The organism is Amycolatopsis regifaucium (assembly GCF_001613935.1).
Lineage (GTDB): Bacteria > Actinomycetota > Actinomycetes > Mycobacteriales > Pseudonocardiaceae > Amycolatopsis > Amycolatopsis regifaucium.
In genome coordinates, this window is record NZ_LQCI01000023.1 from 192123 (window position 1) to 209264 (window position 17142).

General features: G+C 67.1%; 18 protein-coding genes. 6 read left to right on the forward strand and 12 right to left on the reverse strand.

The window, feature by feature from the left end; genetic code table 11:
- Positions 1 to 154 precede the first annotated feature (154 nt).
- From AVL48_RS22380 to AVL48_RS22390, 3 genes are read left to right on the forward strand one after another with little or no spacing between them, the layout of a single operon-like run.
- Positions 155 to 1087 carry a metal ABC transporter solute-binding protein, Zn/Mn family gene (locus tag AVL48_RS22380; RefSeq protein WP_061989307.1) on the forward strand — a complete coding sequence of 311 codons (933 nt, stop codon included), beginning with the start codon at positions 155 to 157 and terminating at the stop codon, positions 1085 to 1087.
- Positions 1087 to 1920 (forward strand): metal ABC transporter ATP-binding protein, encoded by an 834-nt coding sequence (locus AVL48_RS22385; protein ID WP_061989305.1) that lies wholly within the window; start codon positions 1087 to 1089, stop codon positions 1918 to 1920. Before AVL48_RS22380 ends, AVL48_RS22385 begins: the two co-directional genes overlap by 1 nt.
- Before the next feature lie 5 nt (positions 1921 to 1925).
- Positions 1926 to 2807, forward strand: coding sequence for a metal ABC transporter permease (locus AVL48_RS22390; RefSeq protein WP_061989304.1), 882 nt, complete (start codon positions 1926 to 1928; stop codon positions 2805 to 2807).
- Here AVL48_RS22390 and AVL48_RS22395 read toward each other — a convergent pair.
- The 4 genes from AVL48_RS22395 to AVL48_RS22410 form a co-directional block, all read right to left on the reverse strand.
- Positions 2804 to 4117: an alginate O-acetyltransferase AlgX-related protein gene (locus AVL48_RS22395; protein ID WP_061989302.1), complete on the reverse strand. Its 1314-nt coding sequence runs from the start codon at positions 4115 to 4117 to the stop codon at positions 2804 to 2806. The genes AVL48_RS22390 and AVL48_RS22395 overlap by 4 nt on opposite strands.
- Positions 4118 to 4207: 90 nt before the next feature.
- Positions 4208 to 5431 (reverse strand): DUF445 domain-containing protein, encoded by a 1224-nt coding sequence (locus AVL48_RS22400; protein WP_061989300.1) that lies wholly within the window; start codon positions 5429 to 5431, stop codon positions 4208 to 4210.
- 51 nt (positions 5432 to 5482) lie between these two features.
- The gene (locus AVL48_RS22405) at positions 5483 to 6709 is read right to left on the reverse strand and encodes a DUF445 domain-containing protein (RefSeq protein ID WP_425266092.1); all 1227 of its coding nucleotides are present in this window, start codon (positions 6707 to 6709) and stop codon (positions 5483 to 5485) included.
- Positions 6710 to 6757: 48 nt separating this feature from the next.
- A complete protein-coding gene (locus AVL48_RS22410; protein WP_061989297.1) occupies positions 6758 to 7987 on the reverse strand; it encodes a DUF445 domain-containing protein in 1230 nt (409 codons plus the stop codon).
- 122 nt (positions 7988 to 8109) lie between these two features.
- Between AVL48_RS22410 and AVL48_RS22415 the strand changes: the two genes are divergently transcribed.
- Positions 8110 to 9018 carry a coiled-coil domain-containing protein gene (locus tag AVL48_RS22415; RefSeq protein ID WP_061989295.1) on the forward strand — a complete coding sequence of 303 codons (909 nt, stop codon included), beginning with the start codon at positions 8110 to 8112 and terminating at the stop codon, positions 9016 to 9018.
- A gap of 56 nt (positions 9019 to 9074) precedes the next feature.
- On the forward strand, positions 9075 to 9725 hold the full coding sequence (locus AVL48_RS22420) for a class II aldolase/adducin family protein (protein ID WP_061989293.1): 651 nt from the start codon (positions 9075 to 9077) through the stop codon (positions 9723 to 9725).
- Here AVL48_RS22420 and AVL48_RS22425 read toward each other — a convergent pair.
- From AVL48_RS22425 to AVL48_RS22445, 5 genes are all read right to left on the reverse strand, one after another.
- Positions 9722 to 10414 (reverse strand): HD domain-containing protein, encoded by a 693-nt coding sequence (locus tag AVL48_RS22425; RefSeq protein ID WP_061989291.1) that lies wholly within the window; start codon positions 10412 to 10414, stop codon positions 9722 to 9724. The genes AVL48_RS22420 and AVL48_RS22425 overlap by 4 nt on opposite strands.
- A gap of 62 nt (positions 10415 to 10476) precedes the next feature.
- Entirely contained in the window at positions 10477 to 11115 is a 639-nt protein-coding gene (locus tag AVL48_RS22430; protein WP_061989289.1) for a hypothetical protein, read from the reverse strand.
- A gap of 40 nt (positions 11116 to 11155) precedes the next feature.
- Positions 11156 to 12202, reverse strand: a complete 1047-nt coding sequence (locus AVL48_RS22435) for a hypothetical protein (protein WP_082857724.1) — start codon at positions 12200 to 12202, stop codon at positions 11156 to 11158.
- A gap of 149 nt (positions 12203 to 12351) precedes the next feature.
- Positions 12352 to 12939, reverse strand: coding sequence for a transglutaminase-like domain-containing protein (locus AVL48_RS22440; RefSeq protein WP_061989287.1), 588 nt, complete (start codon positions 12937 to 12939; stop codon positions 12352 to 12354).
- Entirely contained in the window at positions 12936 to 13496 is a 561-nt protein-coding gene (locus AVL48_RS22445) for a TetR/AcrR family transcriptional regulator (protein ID WP_061989375.1), read from the reverse strand. The genes AVL48_RS22440 and AVL48_RS22445 overlap by 4 nt, the downstream gene beginning before the upstream one ends.
- A gap of 87 nt (positions 13497 to 13583) precedes the next feature.
- Between AVL48_RS22445 and AVL48_RS22450 the strand changes: the two genes are divergently transcribed.
- Positions 13584 to 14300 (forward strand): alpha/beta fold hydrolase, encoded by a 717-nt coding sequence (locus tag AVL48_RS22450; protein ID WP_061989285.1) that lies wholly within the window; start codon positions 13584 to 13586, stop codon positions 14298 to 14300.
- On the opposite strand, the gene AVL48_RS22455 is transcribed toward AVL48_RS22450, so the two are convergent.
- The 3 genes from AVL48_RS22455 to rlmB all read right to left on the reverse strand — a co-directional run bounded on the left by AVL48_RS22455 (position 14263) and on the right by rlmB (position 17107).
- Positions 14263 to 14619, reverse strand: coding sequence for a hypothetical protein (locus tag AVL48_RS22455; RefSeq protein ID WP_061989284.1), 357 nt, complete (start codon positions 14617 to 14619; stop codon positions 14263 to 14265). The two genes, AVL48_RS22450 and AVL48_RS22455, sit on opposite strands and share 38 nt — an antisense overlap.
- A gap of 13 nt (positions 14620 to 14632) precedes the next feature.
- A complete protein-coding gene (locus AVL48_RS22460; RefSeq protein WP_061989282.1) occupies positions 14633 to 16066 on the reverse strand; it encodes an MBOAT family O-acyltransferase in 1434 nt (477 codons plus the stop codon).
- Between the two features lie 84 nt (positions 16067 to 16150).
- Complete coding sequence (gene rlmB, locus AVL48_RS22465; RefSeq protein WP_061989280.1) at positions 16151 to 17107, reverse strand: 23S rRNA (guanosine(2251)-2'-O)-methyltransferase RlmB; 957 nt, start codon at positions 17105 to 17107, stop codon at positions 16151 to 16153.
- Between the last annotated feature and the right edge of the window lie 35 nt (positions 17108 to 17142).

The following is a 17142-nucleotide window of genomic DNA, read 5'->3' on the forward strand; positions in this document are numbered from 1 at the left end:
CGTGTGGCAGGTCTCGATTCAGAGTGACCCTGGGTACAGGGGACCGTGATCGATGGGGTGGTATGAGCCGGATGGGGTACAGTTGAATCTGACAACGGTTTCCATTACCCGGCAGCTGGGACACCTGGCCTGGGCATCCGCAGGAGTGCAGTAGATGAATTCCCGCCGTACCAAGAGTGTTTTCGCGGCTGTGTCCGCCTTGGCCGTCCTCGCCATGGGCGCGACGGCTTGCGCGTCGAGCGACAAGGCATCGACCGGTTCCGGCGCTCAGAACGCGTCCGCCGCGAACCCCGGTGCCGGTGACAAGATCAAGGTCGTCGCCTCGACGGACGTCTGGGGCAGCGTCGTGACCGCCGTCGGCGGCGACAAGGTCGAGGTCACCTCGATCATCCACGACCCCTCGGCGGACCCGCATTCCTACGAGACCACCGCCAGCGACGCCATCGCCGCGAAGAACGCGAAGCTGACGCTGTCCAACGGCGGCGGCTACGACGACTTCTTCTCCAAGCTCGCCGACCAGGCCACCGGCGCCCAGAAGCTGGTCGCCGTCGACATCGCCGCGACGGGCAACGAGAACGAGCACGTCTGGTACAGCCTGCCCGGTGTCGAGAAGATCGCCGACCAGGTCGCCGCGAAGCTCGGCGAGATCCAGCCCGCTTCGAAGGACGCCTTCACCGCCAACGCGACCGCGTTCAAGGGCAAGACCCAGGAGCTGCTGAAGAAGGTCACCGGGCTGGGCGCTTCGAACGCCAAGGTCGTCGCGACCGAACCGGTGGCGTACTACCTGCTGGACAGCGCGAAGGTCACCGACGCGACTCCGCCCGCCTTCGCCGAGGCCGTGGAAGCGGAGCAGGACGTGCCGGCCGCCGCGCTCAACGAGGTCAAGCAGCTGATCTCCGGCAAGCAGGTCAAGGCGCTGATCAACAACGCCCAGACCACCACCCCGGTCACCCAGCAGGTCGTCGGTGACGCCAAGAGCGCCGGGATCGCGGTCGTCGACGTGACCGAAACGCTTCCCCAGGGTGTGACCGACTACATTGCATGGATGACCAAGGAAGTGGACTCGCTGGCGGGAGCACTGAAGTAGTGACCTCCGTACCCGCCGAGGCGCGCCCCGCGGTCCGTGTCCGCGGGGCGAGCCTCGCGTTCGGCACCAGAACCCTCTGGTCCGGACTCGACCTCGACGTCGAGCCCGGCGAGTTCCTCGCGATCCTCGGGCCGAACGGCTCCGGGAAGAGCAGCCTGCTCAAGGTGCTGCTCGGTCAGCAGGGGCTGCCGGAGGGCACGGTCGAGATCGCGGGCCGGCAGCCCGGCGGGCAGAACCGGCGGATCGGCTACATCCCGCAGCAGCGCGCCCTCGACGAGGGCCTGACGATGCGCGGGGTGGACCTGGTCGGCCTCGGCCTGGACGGGCACCGATGGGGGACAGGGCTCTTCGGCCTCGCGAAACGACGTCAGCTGGTGTCGCGGGCGATCGAGTCCGTCGGCGCGCAGGCCTATGCGAAGCAGCCGGTGGGGCGGCTTTCGGGCGGCGAGCAGCAGCGGCTTCGCGTCGCGCAATCGCTGGTCGGTGACCCCGAGGTCCTGCTGTGCGACGAGCCGCTGCTCTCCCTCGACCTCGCCCATCAGCGCGCCGTCAGCGAGCTGATCGACGAGCGGCGGCGTTCGGCGAACACCGCCGTCCTGTTCGTCACCCACGAGATCAATCCGATCTTGTCCTATGTGGACAGGATGCTGTACCTGGTGAACGGCCAGTTCCGGGTCGGTAAACCGGACGAGGTGATGAACTCGGAGACGTTGTCCGAGCTGTACGGCACGCGGATCGAGGTGCTCAAGGTCGGCGGCCAGATCCACGTCGCCGGGGCACAGAGCGCGCTGTGCGAGGACGAACCCCACCACATCGACGAACAGGCCAGCTGAACACCGTGGACAAGATGTTCGACTTCGCCCTGACCGGCGAACTTCTCGGCCTCGACTTCGTGCAGACCGCGCTGCTGGCGGCCGCCGTACTCGGCCTGGTCGCGGGGGTGCTCGGCCCGCTGGTCGTCATGCGGCGGATGTCGTTCGCCGTGCACGGCACCGCCGAACTCGCCTTCACCGGCGCGGCGGGCGCGCTGCTGCTCGGCGTCGGCGTCGAACTCGGCGGCCTCGCGGGCGCGGTGATCGCCGCCCTGCTGATCGGGATCCTCGGCGGCCGCGAGTCCGAACGCGACTCCGTGATCGGCGTGATCCTCGCCTTCGGGCTCGGCATGGGCGTCCTGCTGCTCTCGTTCTACGAAGGCCGCAGCGCCAACAAGTTCGGCATCCTCGTCGGGCAGATCATCACCATCGACTCCACCAACCTGAACCTGCTCGTCGGCGCCTCGGTCGTCGTACTGGTGGTGCTCGCGGTGATCTACCGGCCGCTGCTGTTCGCCACGGTGGATCCCGCGGTCGCGGCGGCCCGCGGCGTGCCGGTCCGGCTGCTGTCGCTGATCTTCGCGGTGCTGGTCGGGATTTCGAGCGCGCTCGGCGTGCAGATCGTCGGCGCGCTGCTCGTGGTCTCCCTGATGGTGACCCCGGCCGCGGCGGCCGCGCGGGTCACGGCCAGCCCGTGGAAGGCGACCGTGCTGTCGATCGTGTTCGCCGAGATCGCGGCGCTCGGCGGGATCATCCTTTCGCTCGCGCCGGGGAAGCCGGTGAGCGCGTTCGTCACGACGATCTCGTTCGTGATCTACCTGGTGTGCCGCCTCATCGCGTGGCTGCGCGGCCGAAGCACCCGGGTCCGCGTCGAGCCCACCGCGAAGGCACAGCCCGCCCTGCGTTAGCGGATCGGGTTCTCGGCGAGCGCCTTTTTGACCGCTTCGAGGAACCCGGGGTCGATGAACGCGAGCTGCCCACCGGCGACACTGCGCTCCACGGCTTCGAGGACGACGATGTTCGCGTTCACGAAAGCGTTGACGGCTTCGGCCTGCGACGTCTTCTGGGTGAAATGCGCCAGCATCGTCAGGTTCGTGAACGCGCCGGAGAGGTACCGCGAAGACGCCTTCGTGAACGAGTCCCCGTAGATCAGGATCTTGTCGTCCACGGTCCCGATCAGCGGGCTGGCGGTGCGGTACACCGGCCGGTCGATGTCGCCGTTGGATTCGCCCGCGCGCTCGACCATGCCGTCGGGACGGAGGCTGTAGAGCGTGTTCGTCTTGGTGCCCTGTCTGTTGATCAGCGGCGGCAGGTCCGCGACCGTGTCGTACTGGCCGACGGGCACGCTGACCCAGGTCTGCGTGACGCCCGGTTTGATCGCGTTCGCGATGGCGCGGGTCATCACCAGCGCGCCTTCGTCGGCCCAGTGCGTGTCGTTGGACGGGTAGATCGGGTGCTGTACCCGGCCCTCGGACGCGCGTAGTTCGGGCCGCAGGTCGATCGCGCGGGCGTCCTTGATCATCCGGTGCCAGGTGCTCGCCTCGGCCGAACGCGAGCAGTCCTTGCCGGGGTAGCTGTCGGGCAGGAACTGCGGGACCATCGTCGACTTGTCCGGCGCGACGACGAGTTCGAACCGGCGCCCGGACTGCTCGACCGCGCGCCGCAGCTCGTTGATCTTGGCGATGGTCTCGGGCAGCGGACGGGACGGATCGCATTTCGCGTCGGCGTCGTAACCGTAGTAGAGCCAGCCGTCACGGCCCTGGACGACGCGGCGATAGCCGGACGCGGCGTTCGGCGTCGGACCCTGGGTGGGCGCGATCTTGGTCGGCGAGGGGGCGGGCGGGGCGGGGATCGGGCCTGCCTGCTGCTGCGGTGGCGGCTGGTCGAGCGGGGCGCCCTCGCCGAAGATCCCGCGGCTGATCGCGTCGGCGGCGGCGATCGCGCCCGGCCGGAACGACAACTGGTCGATGGCCCAGGCAGGCATGTCGGTGAAGAAGCCCCAGCCCTTGTCGAGGCCGGGGAAACTCGCGAGCTTGTGGTTCTCGATCTCACCCGGTCGCACGCCGAACACCCACAGCAGAGCCGGGGTGGTGAAGAACAGGAGCGCGCTGATGAGCGCGGTCAGCTGCCTGCCGCCGTGGCGGGGACGGTGCAGGGCGTGTTCACGCGGAAGCCACGCCTCGTGCACAGCCGGCAGTTGCTGGGGTTCGGACGCCACCCCACCACCGTAATCACCCCGTGTCTCCCGCACGTGAGAACGCCCCACTTCGCGCGCCCGGATCGCGTTTAGCCCGCTGAAGGCGATCAGTCAGTGGAGCATGAGCAGGACCTGCAGCTCACCGACCACGAAGCCGATGGCGCCACCGACGGCGATGAGTTTCCACTCGTCTTGCCGGAACGCCGGCCGCAACAGGCCCTCGAACTCCAGCGGCGTCAGCCCGAGCATCCGCCGCTCGACGATCTTCGCGACGTCCATCGCCTCGGTCAGATAGCCCTCGGCGTGGCGGATCGTCGGCGGCAGGCGCTCCAGCGCCTTCCGCGCGGCCGCCTGCTTGATCACCTGCAGCCGTTGCCCGCCGACGGCCAGTGCCACCATCGGTCGCGCGGCACTGGCCTGCTCGTCGACGGCTTTCGCCACGAGCCGTTCGACCAGCGCGTACAAGCGGTCCGACCGCGGCCCGCGCAGCGCCGCGTCGAGTAGGTTCGGCACGGTGAGGATCTCGTTCGCGATCATCTCGCCGTACTGGTGCGCGACCTCGGCCCGCCGCCGCTGGAACTTGCCCTGGAGGATCACCCGGCCGAGCCGCACCGGCTCGCGCGGCACGAAGATCAGCTTGATCGCCAGCCAGTCGGTGAACAGCCCGATGCAGCCGCCGAAGATCGGCAGCACCCACGGTTCCTTCGTCGCCGCCCAGACGATCGCCTGCACGACGCCGAGCCCGAAGCCGAAGTAGATCCCGGTGCGCGCGATGAACGCCATCTCCGGCCGTGACGTCTCGCGGATCAGCCGGACGAGCAGTTTCTTGTCCCTGGTGAGCCGCTGCACGGTCATGTGCTGGAAGTCGAGCACCTCGTCGAGGTTCTCGGTCAGCTCCGCCATGAACTCGCGCACCAGCCGAGGGGTGGCCGCCTGGACCTGCTTGATCAGCAGCTCCTGGGCCATCGTCGGCATGACCTCCCAAAGCCTGGGATGGTGCTGTTCGAGCACTTCGCGGGCGACCTCGTCCACGGCCCGCAGCAGCGGCTGCTCGATCTCGCGCGTGATGATCGCCGGATCGATCCGGCGGAAGACCTCTTTGACGTCCAGCAGATTCGACGTCAACAGCTCGGTCGCGACGGCGGCCATCCGCCCACCGTGTTTGGGCACCACGCCCTGCCAGCCGAGGAACGGCTTGACCCCGACGAACTCCAGCGGCTTGAACATCATCTCGATGGCGACGCGTTTGGTGACGTAGCCGATCAGCGCGGCGATGAACGGGATCGCGGCATACAGCCACCAGTGCCGGGCGAGGTCGTCGAGGACGGCGTCCACGGGACCTCCTCGCTCGTTCTCCGGCGGATGGGAAACGGTATCGGGTACCCGTCAGTGAAGCAGGAGGAGCACCTGAAGTTCACCGACAAGGCCGCCGATCACCGCGCCGACGGCGATCAGCTTCCACTCGTCCTGCCGGAACGCCGGGCGCAGCAACTGCTCGAATTCGAGCGGGTTCAGCCGCCGCATTCTGTCCACAATGGTGTTCCGGACGTCGAGTGCGTTGACCGCGTAGGCCTCGGCGTGCCGGATCGTCTCCGGGATCCGCGCCGCCGCCTTCGCCGCCGCCGTCTGCTTCATCTCCTGGAACCGCCTGCTCCCGACGGCCATCGCGACGAACGGCTTCACGACACTGGCCTGCGCGTCGATGGTCCGCTGCACCTCGCGGGTGATCATCGTGAACAGTTTGTCCGACTTCGGCCCGCTCAGCACGGCTTCGAGCAGGTTCGGGATGGTGATGATCTCGCGCGCGATCATGTCGCCGTAGTCGGCGGCCACCTGGTCCTTGCGTTTCTGGAACACGCCCTGCCAGGTGTAGAAGCCGAAGAACCGTTTCGGCTCACGCGGCAGGAAGATCATCTTCAGCGCGATCCAGTCGGTGAACCAGCCGATGCCGATACCGAACAGCGGCAGCACGATCGGCGACTTCGTCAGTGCCCACACGAGCAGTTGGACACAGCCGAGGGAGAAGCCGAACACGATCCCGGACCGCGCGATGAACCGCATCTCCGGCCGCGAGATGTCGCGGATCAGGCGGTTCAGCAAGGCCTTGTCGCGCACCAGGTTCGTCACGACCATGTGCTTGAGGTCGAGGACGTCCTCGATGTTCTCCGCGATCTCGCCCATGATCTTCGTGATCGCTCGCGGCGCTTCGGCCTGCACGCGTTTGAGAAGCAGCTGCTGGGCGGTGTTCGGCAGCACCTCCCACAGCCGCGGCTGGTACTGCTCCATCACCTCGCGGGTGACGTCCTCGACGACGCGGAGCAGCGGCTGTTCGATCTCCTTCGCCACCTGCGCGGGATCGAGCCTGGCGAAGATCTCCTTCGGGTCGACGAGGTTGCTCGTCAGCATCTCGGTGGCGGTGGCGGCCATCCGCTCGGCGTTCGCGGGCAGGACACCCTGCCAGCCGAGGAACGGTTTGACGCCGACGAATTCCACCGGCTTGAACATCATCTCGATGGCGACGCGTTTGGTGACGTAGCCGATCAACGCCGCGATGAACGGCATGGTGACGTACACCGGCCAGTGCTCGCCGAGGTCGGCGATGACGGCGTTCACTTCCAGCCCCTCCCGCGTCTCGCTTGAGGGGAACCTAGCCGCCGGTCCTCAATGGAGGATGAGCAGGACCTGAAGTTCACCCACGAGCCCGCCGATCACCGCGCCGACCGCGATCAGTTTCCATTCGTCCTGCTGGAAGGCCGGGCGCAGGATCCCCTCGAACTCGAGCGGGGTCAGTTGCTGCATCTTCACGACGATCGTGTTGCGCACGTCGAGCGCGCCTGTGGCGTAACTCTCCACGTGTTTCACCGTTTCGGGGAGGTACGCGATCACCTTCTCCGCCGCGGCCTGCTTCATCTCCTGGTATTGCTTGCCGCCGACGGTCAGCGCCACCAGCGGTTTCGCGACGCTCGCCTGCGCGTCGATGGTCCGCCGCACCTCGCGGGTGATCATCGCGAACAGCTTGTCCGACTTCGGCCCGGTGAGCACGGCCTCCATCACGTTCCGGACGGTGAGGACCTCGTCCGCGATCAACGTGCCGTAGTCGCGGGCGACCGCCTGACGGCGTTTCTGGAACATGCCCTGCCAGCTGAAGAACAGGAACCGGCGCGGCTCACGCGGGTAGAAGATCATCTTCAAGGCCAGCCAGTCCGTGACGAACCCCGTGACGAAACCGAAGATCGGCATGATCAACGGCTGCTTCGTCAGCGCCCACACGACAAACTGGACCAGGCCGATGATGAAGCCGAAGTAGATCCCGGACCGGGCGATGAAGCGGAGTTCCGGGGTCGCGACCTCCTTGATCAGGCGGCAGGTCAGCGATTTGTCCCGGACCATCGCGTTGATCAGCATCTCGTTGACGTCGAGGACCTCGTCGATGTTCGTCGACACCTCGCGCATCAGCCGCGCGACGACCTTCGGCGCCTGCGCCCGGACCTGGTCGACCAGCATCCGCTGCGCCCGCGTCGGCAGCAGCTCCCACAACCGGGGCTGGTACTGCTCCATCACCTCGCGGGTGACGTCTTCGACGGCCTTGAGGAGCGGTTCTTCCAGTTCCTTGACCACCTCGTCGGCATCGAGCCGCGAAAAGATCTCCCGCGGATCGACGAGGTTCTTGGTCAGCAGGTCGACGGCGGTGGCCGCCATCCGGCGCGAGTTGGCCGGGATGACCCCCTGCCAGCCGAGGAAGGGTTTGATCCCGACGAATTCGAGCGGGCGGAACATCATCTCGATGGCGACGCGTTTGGTGAGGTAGCCGATGAGCGCGGCGATGAACGGCATCGTGGCGTAGACGTGCCAGTGGTCCCGGATGTCGTCGAGGATCGCCGAGATGTCCAACCGGGCCTCCCTGCTTACGACCTGTCAACAACGCAGGATGCCATGTGATCGACCGGTCGTGCGCCGAGTGCAGCCGTTTGGCGGTACTACCCGCCTGGCCCCTGCTCATTAAGGTGGCCGCCATGGTCGCTCCTGAGAAGTCGGCGCCTCAGGCGCCCTCAGCGAAATCGCCCCGATTCGCGGGCTCTGTCCGCGGCTACGACAAGCGTCAGGTCGACGAGCGGCTCGCCGAACTGTCGACCGAACTCAAACAGCTCTCGCGCAACCGCGACGAGGCCGTGGCGACCGCCGCCGAACTCACCAAGGCGCTCGGCCACGCGCAGAAGGAACTGGACGAGACCAAGGCCGCGCTCGTACGGATGAGCTCGAGTCCGTCCGGCGCCGGCGCGATGGCCGAGCGCGTCCGCATGATGATGCAGCTCGCCGAGGAGGAGATCGCCGACCTCAAGGCCGCCGCGGAGGCGGACGCCAAGTCGACGCGGGCCGAAGCGGACAAGTACGCCCACGAGACCCAGCGCGCCATCGACAAGGCGGCCAAGGACGCCCAGGCGGAGCGCGAGAAATTGCTCGCGGACGCCAAGGCCGAGATCGAGCGGCTGAACGCCGAGGCGGCGCAGAAGCGCAAGGACCTGGACATGGAGAGTGTCCGGACCCGCGCCGCCGCGGACAAGAAGGCCGAAGAGGCTTCGGCGGCTCGTCGCGCGGAGGCGGAGAAGGCCTCGGCGGACAAGATCGCCAGGTCGGAGAAGGCTTCGGCCGAGGACATCGCGGCGAAGCAGGAGCAGGTCGCGGAGGCCCTCGCCGACGCGAAGACTCAGCAGACCGAGGCTCAGCAGGCCCGGAAGCTCGCGATGGAACTGCGGTCGAAGGTCGCCGAACGGCTTTCCGCCACGGACGTCGCCGTCCAGGAGGCCATCCGGCTGCTGGCGCCCGCCTCCGACGCCGAAGCCGCCAAACCGGAGGCCGCGCAGAAGCCGGCCTCCACCAAGACCACCGGTCCTCGCCCTGATCGCGCGACTCCTGGTACATGATGGACTTCCCGAATCGCCACTCACGACCACCCGCACCGATACGTCATCCTTGACCGATGATCCTGGCCGAAGAACGCGCGGCGGTCTGCGAATTCGTCCGCCGGATGACCGCGGACGGACTCGTGGTCGGCACGTCCGGCAACGTCTCCGCGAGGCGGGGCGATCTGGTCGCGGTGACCCCGACCGGGGTCGGCTACGCCGGGCTCCGGCCGGAAGACGTGCCGGTGGTCCGCCTCGACGGCGAGGTCGTCGACGGCTCGCTCAAACCGACCAGCGAACTCCCCATGCATCTCACCGTGTACCGGGAAGCGGCGGATCCGGACGGCAAGGCGGTCTCCGCCGTGGTGCACACCCATTCCGTGCACGCCACGGCCGTCTCCACCCTCGTCGACGAGGTGCCGCCGATCCACTACATGCTCGCCGCGATCGGTCCGACGGCCCGCGTCGCGTCCTACGCGACGTACGGCACCGAAGAGCTCGCCAAGGCGATGCTGGAGGCCTTGGCAGGCCGTAGGGGCTGTCTGCTGGCCAACCACGGCACGATCACCTTCGGCGACAGCCTCGGCTCCGCGTACAGCCGCGCCCAGCAGCTCGAATGGGTTTGCCGGGTCTGGCTGACGGCGCGGGCGGCGGGAACGCCGAACCTGCTCCCGCCGGCCGAGATCGAGCACGTCGTGGAGAAACTCCGCGGCTACGGGCAGCCTTAGGAGGCCGCCGGTTCCGCTTCGAAGTCCATACCGTCCACCGCGTGCACCGCGTCCAGGAGCTCGACGACCGTCGGATCGTCGACGGCTTCCTTGATGCATTGCCACAGCTGAAGATTCGCCAGCGCCCACCGGGAGTAGGTCTCCGCGGCCTTCGGATTGTAGAAGTAGTAGCCACTGTCGTGGACGTCCCGCTGCTCGCCGACGATCTTGTGCGCCAGCTCGCGCAGGCTCAGGCCGTTCTCCCGCAGGTAGCGGTGGGCGAGCACGACGGGCGTCACCGGCAGCGCCTTGAACAGCGTGTCGGCGTCGCTCAACGCTTGCGCCTCCAGCGAGATGTGGCGGCCGCGGGTGGCCATTTCGGCCTCGTCGACGATGTCGTCGATCCACCGCGCCACGGTGTCCTCGACCCCGCACTCCCGCAGGATGCCCAGCCGGAGATCCCGGCCGGCGGCCGCGGGGGAGTTCCGGAGCACGATGTAGTTCACGTCGTGCACCAGTGCCGCCACCTCGACGACGGTGCGATCGGCACCGTTGTGCTCGGCGAATCCCGCGGCCTTCGCCCGGACGAAACTCACGTGGTGCCAGCCGTGGAATTGCAGTTTGTCCGCATATCTCCAGCACAGTTGCCGGACACGTTGCTCGACGGCGTCGATGGTCTGGGAAGGAATCGTGCTCTTTCGCGCGCGCATACACCTCTCCGATCCCGCTTTCGGGTGGAGTAATGGTATGCGCCTTCGACGGCGGTGTGTAGTTAGATGCGGGCGGCCAGGTCCCCCAATCGGACCTCAACCGGAACGTGACGATGCCCGATTCCTGTCTTCGGGTCATAGGAAAGACTGAACTCGCTCACGGGGCGTGATTTCACCAAAAACGTCATAGTCCCTTCGGTGGCCTCGGGAATCCGATGGAACTCGTCCGCGTACATGACGCCTACCGACCCCGCCTGACACAGCGTGCTACGTCGTAACCGAACCGATGTGATCAATCCGGAAAGTTGATCTCGCAGGGTCGAGTAGCGCTCGTGGACATAGTTACCGCGGAGGAGTGTGGTGCAGAAGTGATATCTGTGGTTGTGCACGGAGTCGGCGTAACCTTCGCGCCAGTCCTCCGGTGCCTTGTACTCGTGAAGCCAGATCGAAAACGGATCCGTCGGGGAGTCGAGCAGGCACCAGGCGAAGTGGGTGGTCGTTTCGCGGGATCGTCCGAGTACCGCGCTCGCCTCGTCGGGGCTCAGCGAATCCAAATGCCGCCGGAGATCGGTGCGCAGATCCGGTCTCGAGGTCCAATCCCGGAAGATCTCGTCGACGACTTGCCAATGCTGCGCCAGTGGAAGATCCGTGGTGCGGAGCAACGCGGCCAGCTGGGTGAGGGGGGACAAACGAGTGAGCAACTTCAGCTCCTCAGTTCTAGTGCTTTTCGGCGCCGAGAGGTCAGGGGTTCAGCTCGGCGAGTGTGGTGAACTCCTTCCGGAAGGCGTGGAACTTCGCTTCCAGTTCGAGGAAGTTCTCTTCGGACAGGGGAGAACCGGTGATCTTTTCGTACAGTGCCAGGAAATCCGCCCTCGTCGTCGAGGTGGAGATGCGGAAGTGCCGTCCGGACCGGGATTGGGACACCCGCAGGAATTCCGAGCGTTCCTTGTTGTACAGGAAGGAACCTTCGCTGAACCGCAGCGTTCGCGGATACAGCGTGGTCGCGCCGCGGATGTCGCTGTACAAGGTCACCCACACGCTCTCGTCGAAGACTTCGAGCCGGTCCAGTGGCGGATCGGCGACGACGGTGATGTCCACCAGCGAGCACCGGCTGCGGGCCAGGAACAGCCCGACCAGGCCGATGCTGATCTCGTCGTCGAGCCGCTTTTGGATCGTCTCGTAGTCCATGCCCGCTTCTTCGCTGCGCAGGAGATACCGCGCCCTGCCGCTGATGGCGCCCTCGTCGCGCGGGTCGGCGATGACCACGCGAAGCTCCCTTTCGGTGCGGGACAACAGCAACCGGGCCGCGGCATGCCTGCCGGAAAACCCGCGGAAGAAGTAGTGCCGGGTCGCGTCGAGGTCTTCGGTCATGATCCGGTTGAACAACGGATCCGGGTCCGTGGTCGCCTCGAAGACGTGGGTGGGGAAGAACTCCTTGTTGAGCGAACGGTATTCGGCGCTGAGCGCTTCCAGCGCTCGGCGGCTTTCCTCGATCACCGGGGTCACCATCGCGCGTTGTGACGCGGTGGCGGTGATCAGGGTCTGGCCGAAGCCGACCACCGCGGAGATCAGCGTGCCGGTGCCCAGTGAAGTGAGCAGCGTTCTACCGGCGCCGGGATCCATCATGCTGGAGATCCACAGGCTGAGGCCCGCGACGACGACCAGTACGGTGAGCAGCAGACTCGTCCTGGTCCAGAAGATCTCTTGCAGTGGGGTACGGCGGAGCCGGTCGGCTTCCGCGGGCACGGGGGTCACCTCCTTGATCCGCACCCGAACGGACGAACGCATTGCGTATCTGTTCGAGTGCGGGGAGTTACTCTACGCGCCTCGTGACAATGCCGAAATAAGAAATTCGGGGGAAAGGTACCAACAGCGAGCGTGACGCTCGGCGATACCGCTTTCGCATCGGAGGTTTCGCCGGATCACGGAAAAACCACTCACGGAGCGTACGGAAGGATTCCTTCGTACCACGCGGGACCGGGTGTCGCCGACGAGAGTGTTTCGACAACGGCCGAAGACGGTGTGGTGTGCACCGTCGGGAAGTCGATCTCGCCTCGCGCGGAGTCCAGTGTCCACGCGAGCCGCTCATCTTCCAGGCGAAAATGGGCGTCCGCGCCATTTTTGTTGCCCCTCGGATCGAGCCGGATCCACCGGTCCAGACCAGCGAGATACACGCCGTTGAGGCCGTGCAGGACGCCGATCCGCTGATAGCAGAACCCGGCGGGGATGCCTTGACTGCGCAGCAAAGCGGCCAGCAGATGGCTCTTCGCGTAGCAGAGGCCCACCCGCTCGCGCAGAACCTCCGAGGCCATAAGAGTGACGCGAGAATCGGCGGCGTCCACCGTATGGGCGATGTCGTCGCGCACGAAGTGAAACATCGAACGAATCACGTCGACCTCGGTGCCGCCGGTCGGTGCCAGGCGGTCAGCCGTTTCGCGGATCAGCGGATGCTCGTGATCGACGACCGCGTCGGCGACGAGATAATCTTCGAGCCGCTCGGATTCGATCTCCAGGGTGATTTTCACGCGGCACCGCCCAGCACTGTGTCGACAGCCTTTTCGAGAAATTTCGGACCGGCTTCACCGCCGCGCAGCAGCAGCCGGAACCAGATCGCCCCCGCGAGCAGATCCATCACCAGCACCGGATCGACGCCGGGGCGCAGTTCACCTCTGGCGACGGCGCGTTCGAAGATCGGCTCTTCGCGCGCCATCCGGTCGGCGAAGAAACTCCGTGACACTTCGCCCAGTTCCGGGCGGCGGGGGCCGGCGGTCAACGTCGCCGTGACGATCGGCGCGGTGTGCTCCGAGGTCAGCAGCCGGTGGATTTGTGTTGCCACGGTGAGGAGATCGCCGCGAAGGCTGCCCGTGTCGGGGAGGTCGACGGCGAACAGTCCCGAATCGCGCAGGGCGGCCGCCAGAAGGGCGTCCTTCGACGGCCACCACCGGTACAGCGTCGTCTTGTTGACGCCGGACCGCGCGGCGACGGCCTCGACGGCGAGCTTGTCGTAGCCGTGCTCGGCCAGCAGTTCGAGGGTGGCGGCGAAGATCGCCTCGGCCTTACGGGGTCCGTTCCGGACGGTCACCAGCAAAGAATACAACGCACCGTTGCGTTGTACCGCGGACGCGGGTACGTTGCAACGCAACGGTGCGTTGCGTTTTGGAGGTCGTCCATGGTTCCCGTCGTCTTCGTCCACGGCATCCGGCTCAGCGGCGCCGCCTGGTCCGAGCAACTCGAACTGCTCGGACATCCCGCGAACGCGGTCGATCTCCCGGGGCACGGCACTCGTCGAGGAGTGCGGTTCACCCTGGCCGCGGCAACGGACGCGGTCGCCGAAGCGATCGACGAACGCGCGCTGGTCGTCGGGCATTCCCTCGGCGGTTACGTCGCGATCGCCGCGGCGGCACGGCATCCGGAACGCGTCGCGGGCCTCGTCGTCGCGGGCTCGACCTTCCTGCCCGGCAGGACCCTGGAGGCACCCTTCCGCATCGCGCATCGCTTGCTCACGCGGTTGCCGGACCAGGGGGAGCGACTCGGCCGACGGCAGTTCGAAAGCATGCTTCCGCCGAAACTGGCCCGAGCCGTGATCGACGGCGGCATCGCGACCGAGGTGATCCCGGACGTCGCCAAGGCCTTCGCCGACTTCGACGTGCTCGGAGAGCTGGGCAGCTATCCGGGCCCGACGTGGCTGATCAACGGCTCACGCGACCACTTCCGGCGCCACGAGCGCCGCTTCCTCGACGTCTGCGCCGACGGCAGGCTGGTCAACGTCCCCAAGGCGGGGCACTACCTGCCGATGGTGCGCGGTCAGGAGTTCTCGCGCCTGGTGTTCGACGCGGCACGCGGTCTGGCTAGCCGACCGGCAGAAGCGAACCCTCCGCGCCGGTGAACCGAGTGGCCAGCCTGACCGGCGAAGGGTGCGGCGCGAGGACGATCGAGGCGTACGGGGTCGAGGTCAGCCCGGCCCCGTAGTTGGTCTGAAGATGCACGCTGACATGCACGTTGCGGTCGGCGGGGATCTCGAAGCTGATCGAGCCCCACGAGACCACGTACTGCCTGCCGTCGATGCTCGTGAAGGGCAAGTAATGGCGCACCGCGTTCATGCTGACGGGAGGTACGTCGATGGTCAGCAGCCGTCGCGGGCCGTCGTGGTTGTCGACGTAGGGGATCACACCCGGCAGCTTGGCCAGATCGGTCGGTTCGGTCATGTTCGGGGCTCCCTCAGAACTGGTAGTACAGGAACGGGCTGAACGTGCCGGTCGCGATCAGGATGGCCGCGTACACCAGCCCCGCGGTCATCACCCCGATCCGCAGCGCGGTGGCCGGGCGGCTTCGTGAGGACTCCAGCAGCGGCCCGGTCACCGGATGCGCGGGCAGGAACACGATCGCGAGTGCGCACAGCAGGATGATCAGCCGCTGGTTGGTCACCGCGCCCTCGACGACGTCGGTGAGGCCGGTGAAGTCCGGCAGCACCATATGCCCGATCATGCCGAGCGCGTGCGGCAGGTCCTTGGCGCGGAAGAACACCCAGCCGAAGACGACGAGCACGAGGGTCAACGCGCGGCGCCCGACGCGGGCGGCCTGGGTCTTCGGGGTGACGTCGTAGCCGAAAGCGCGTTCCACGATCAGCAGCGCGCCGTGGTAGACGCCCCAGATCAGGAACGTCCACTGCGCGCCGTGCCAGAACCCGGTCAGCACGAACACGATGCACAGGTTCCGGTACGTATGCCCGGCGCCGGTACGGTTGCCGCCCAGCGGGATGTAGACGTAGTCGCGGAACCAGCGCGACAGCGACATGTGCCAGCGTCGCCAGAACTCGGTGATCGTCACCGACGAGTACGGCCGCGCGAAGTTCTCCGGCAGCCGGAAGCCGAGCATGCGGCCGAGCCCGATCGCCATGTCGGAGTAGCCGGAGAAGTCGAAGAACAGCTGAAGGGTGTAGCCGATCGCGCCCAGCCAGGCGATCGCGAAGGTCATCTGATCCGATGGCGTGGTGAAACACGCGTCCACCATCGGGCTGAGCGAGTCCGCGATGATCGTCTTCTTGCACAGTCCGAGCGCGAAACGCGGGAAACCGGCGGCGATGTCGTCGAGGCGGTGGGACCGTTGCTGCGGCAGCTGGTCGGCGATCTCGCGGTACCGCACGATCGGCCCGGCGACCAGCTGCGGGAACATCGCGATGTACGCGGCGAACGACACCGGATCGCGCAGCGCGCGGCGTTCACCTCGGTAGATGTCCACCACGTAGGAGATGTGGTGGAAGGTGTAGAACGAGATGCCGATCGGGATCACCAGGTCGGCCACCGGGAAGCCGCCGCCGAACCAATGCGTCACGGCCGCGATCTGCTGCGTCGCGAACCCCGCGTACTTCCAGATCAGCAGCATGCCGACGTTGAGGCCGATGACGCCGAGCAGCAGCCGCTTGCGCCGTTTGTTCTGCAAGTCCCAGGCGTTCGGTTCCAGCGCGGGCCCGGCCAGGAAGTTGACCACCATGCAGCCGATCAGCACCAGCGTGTACGGCCCGGCGCCGGTGGCGTAGAAGATCAGGCTGCCGACCGCGACGATGCCGTTCCGCCAGCCGCGCGGGCACACCAGGACGGCGAGCAGCACCGCCGGCATGAAGTACCACAGGAACAGCGGCGAAATGAACGACATCGGTGCGGGGTCCCCCAGGGCGGTTACGCGTTATCCGCTGGTGACCTTAGCCTGCGGGCCCCCGCACTGTGACGAAGTGCGGGGTCAGACACGTCCCGCGAGACGACGACGGCGTGCCACCTCGGCGAGGAGCACACCCGCCGCGACCGACGCGTTGAGCGACTCGACACCGGCCGCCATCGGGATCGACACCGTCGCGTCGCACGTCTCGCGCACCAGCCGGGAAAGGCCGCGGCCCTCGGAGCCGAGCACGATGACCAGAGGGTCCGCCGCGACGTCGAGTTCGTCGATGTCGACGGAGCCGTCCGCGTCGAGGCCGACGACCATCAGGCCGTCTTCCTTCCACGCCTTCAGCTGGCGGGTGAGGTTGGTCGCGACGGCGATCGGCAGCTTGGCGGCGGTGCCGGCGCTGGTCCGCCACGCCACCGCGGTCATGCCCGCGCTGCGCCGCTCCGGCAGGAGGACACCGTGGGCGCCGAACGCGGCGGCCGAGCGGATCACCGCGCCGAGGTTGCGCGGGTCGGTGACGCCGTCGAGCGCGACGAACAGCGGCGTGTTGCCGGAGTCACGCGCCGCGGTCATCAGGTCGCCGGGGTGCGCGTACTCGAACGGCGGGACCTGCAGGCCGAGGCCCTGGTGCATGGCCCGGTTGGTCTTGCGGTCGAGTTCCTCGCGCGGGATCTCGAGGATCGAGATGCCCTTGTCGCCGGCGAGCCGGACGGCCTCGTTGACGCGGTCGTCGATCTCGATGTTCACCGCGACGTACAGCGCGGTGGCGGGCACGTCGGCACGCAGCGCCTCGACGACCGGGTTGCGGCCGGCGATCAGTTCCGGCTTGTCCGCCTTCTTCTGCCGCGCCTGTTCCTTGCGGTCACGCGCGTTCGAGATGCGGTACGCCTTGTGCCCGGGCCGGTCCTCGGCCTTGGGGGTCGGGCCCTTGCCTTCCAGGCCCTTCCGGCGCTGGCCGCCGGAACCGACGACCTGACCCTTCTTCGTGCCGGGCTTGCGAATAGCGCCCTGGCGCCGGGAGTTGCCTGCCATCAGTGAGAATCCTTGAGCTAGAAACCGAGTAAGTG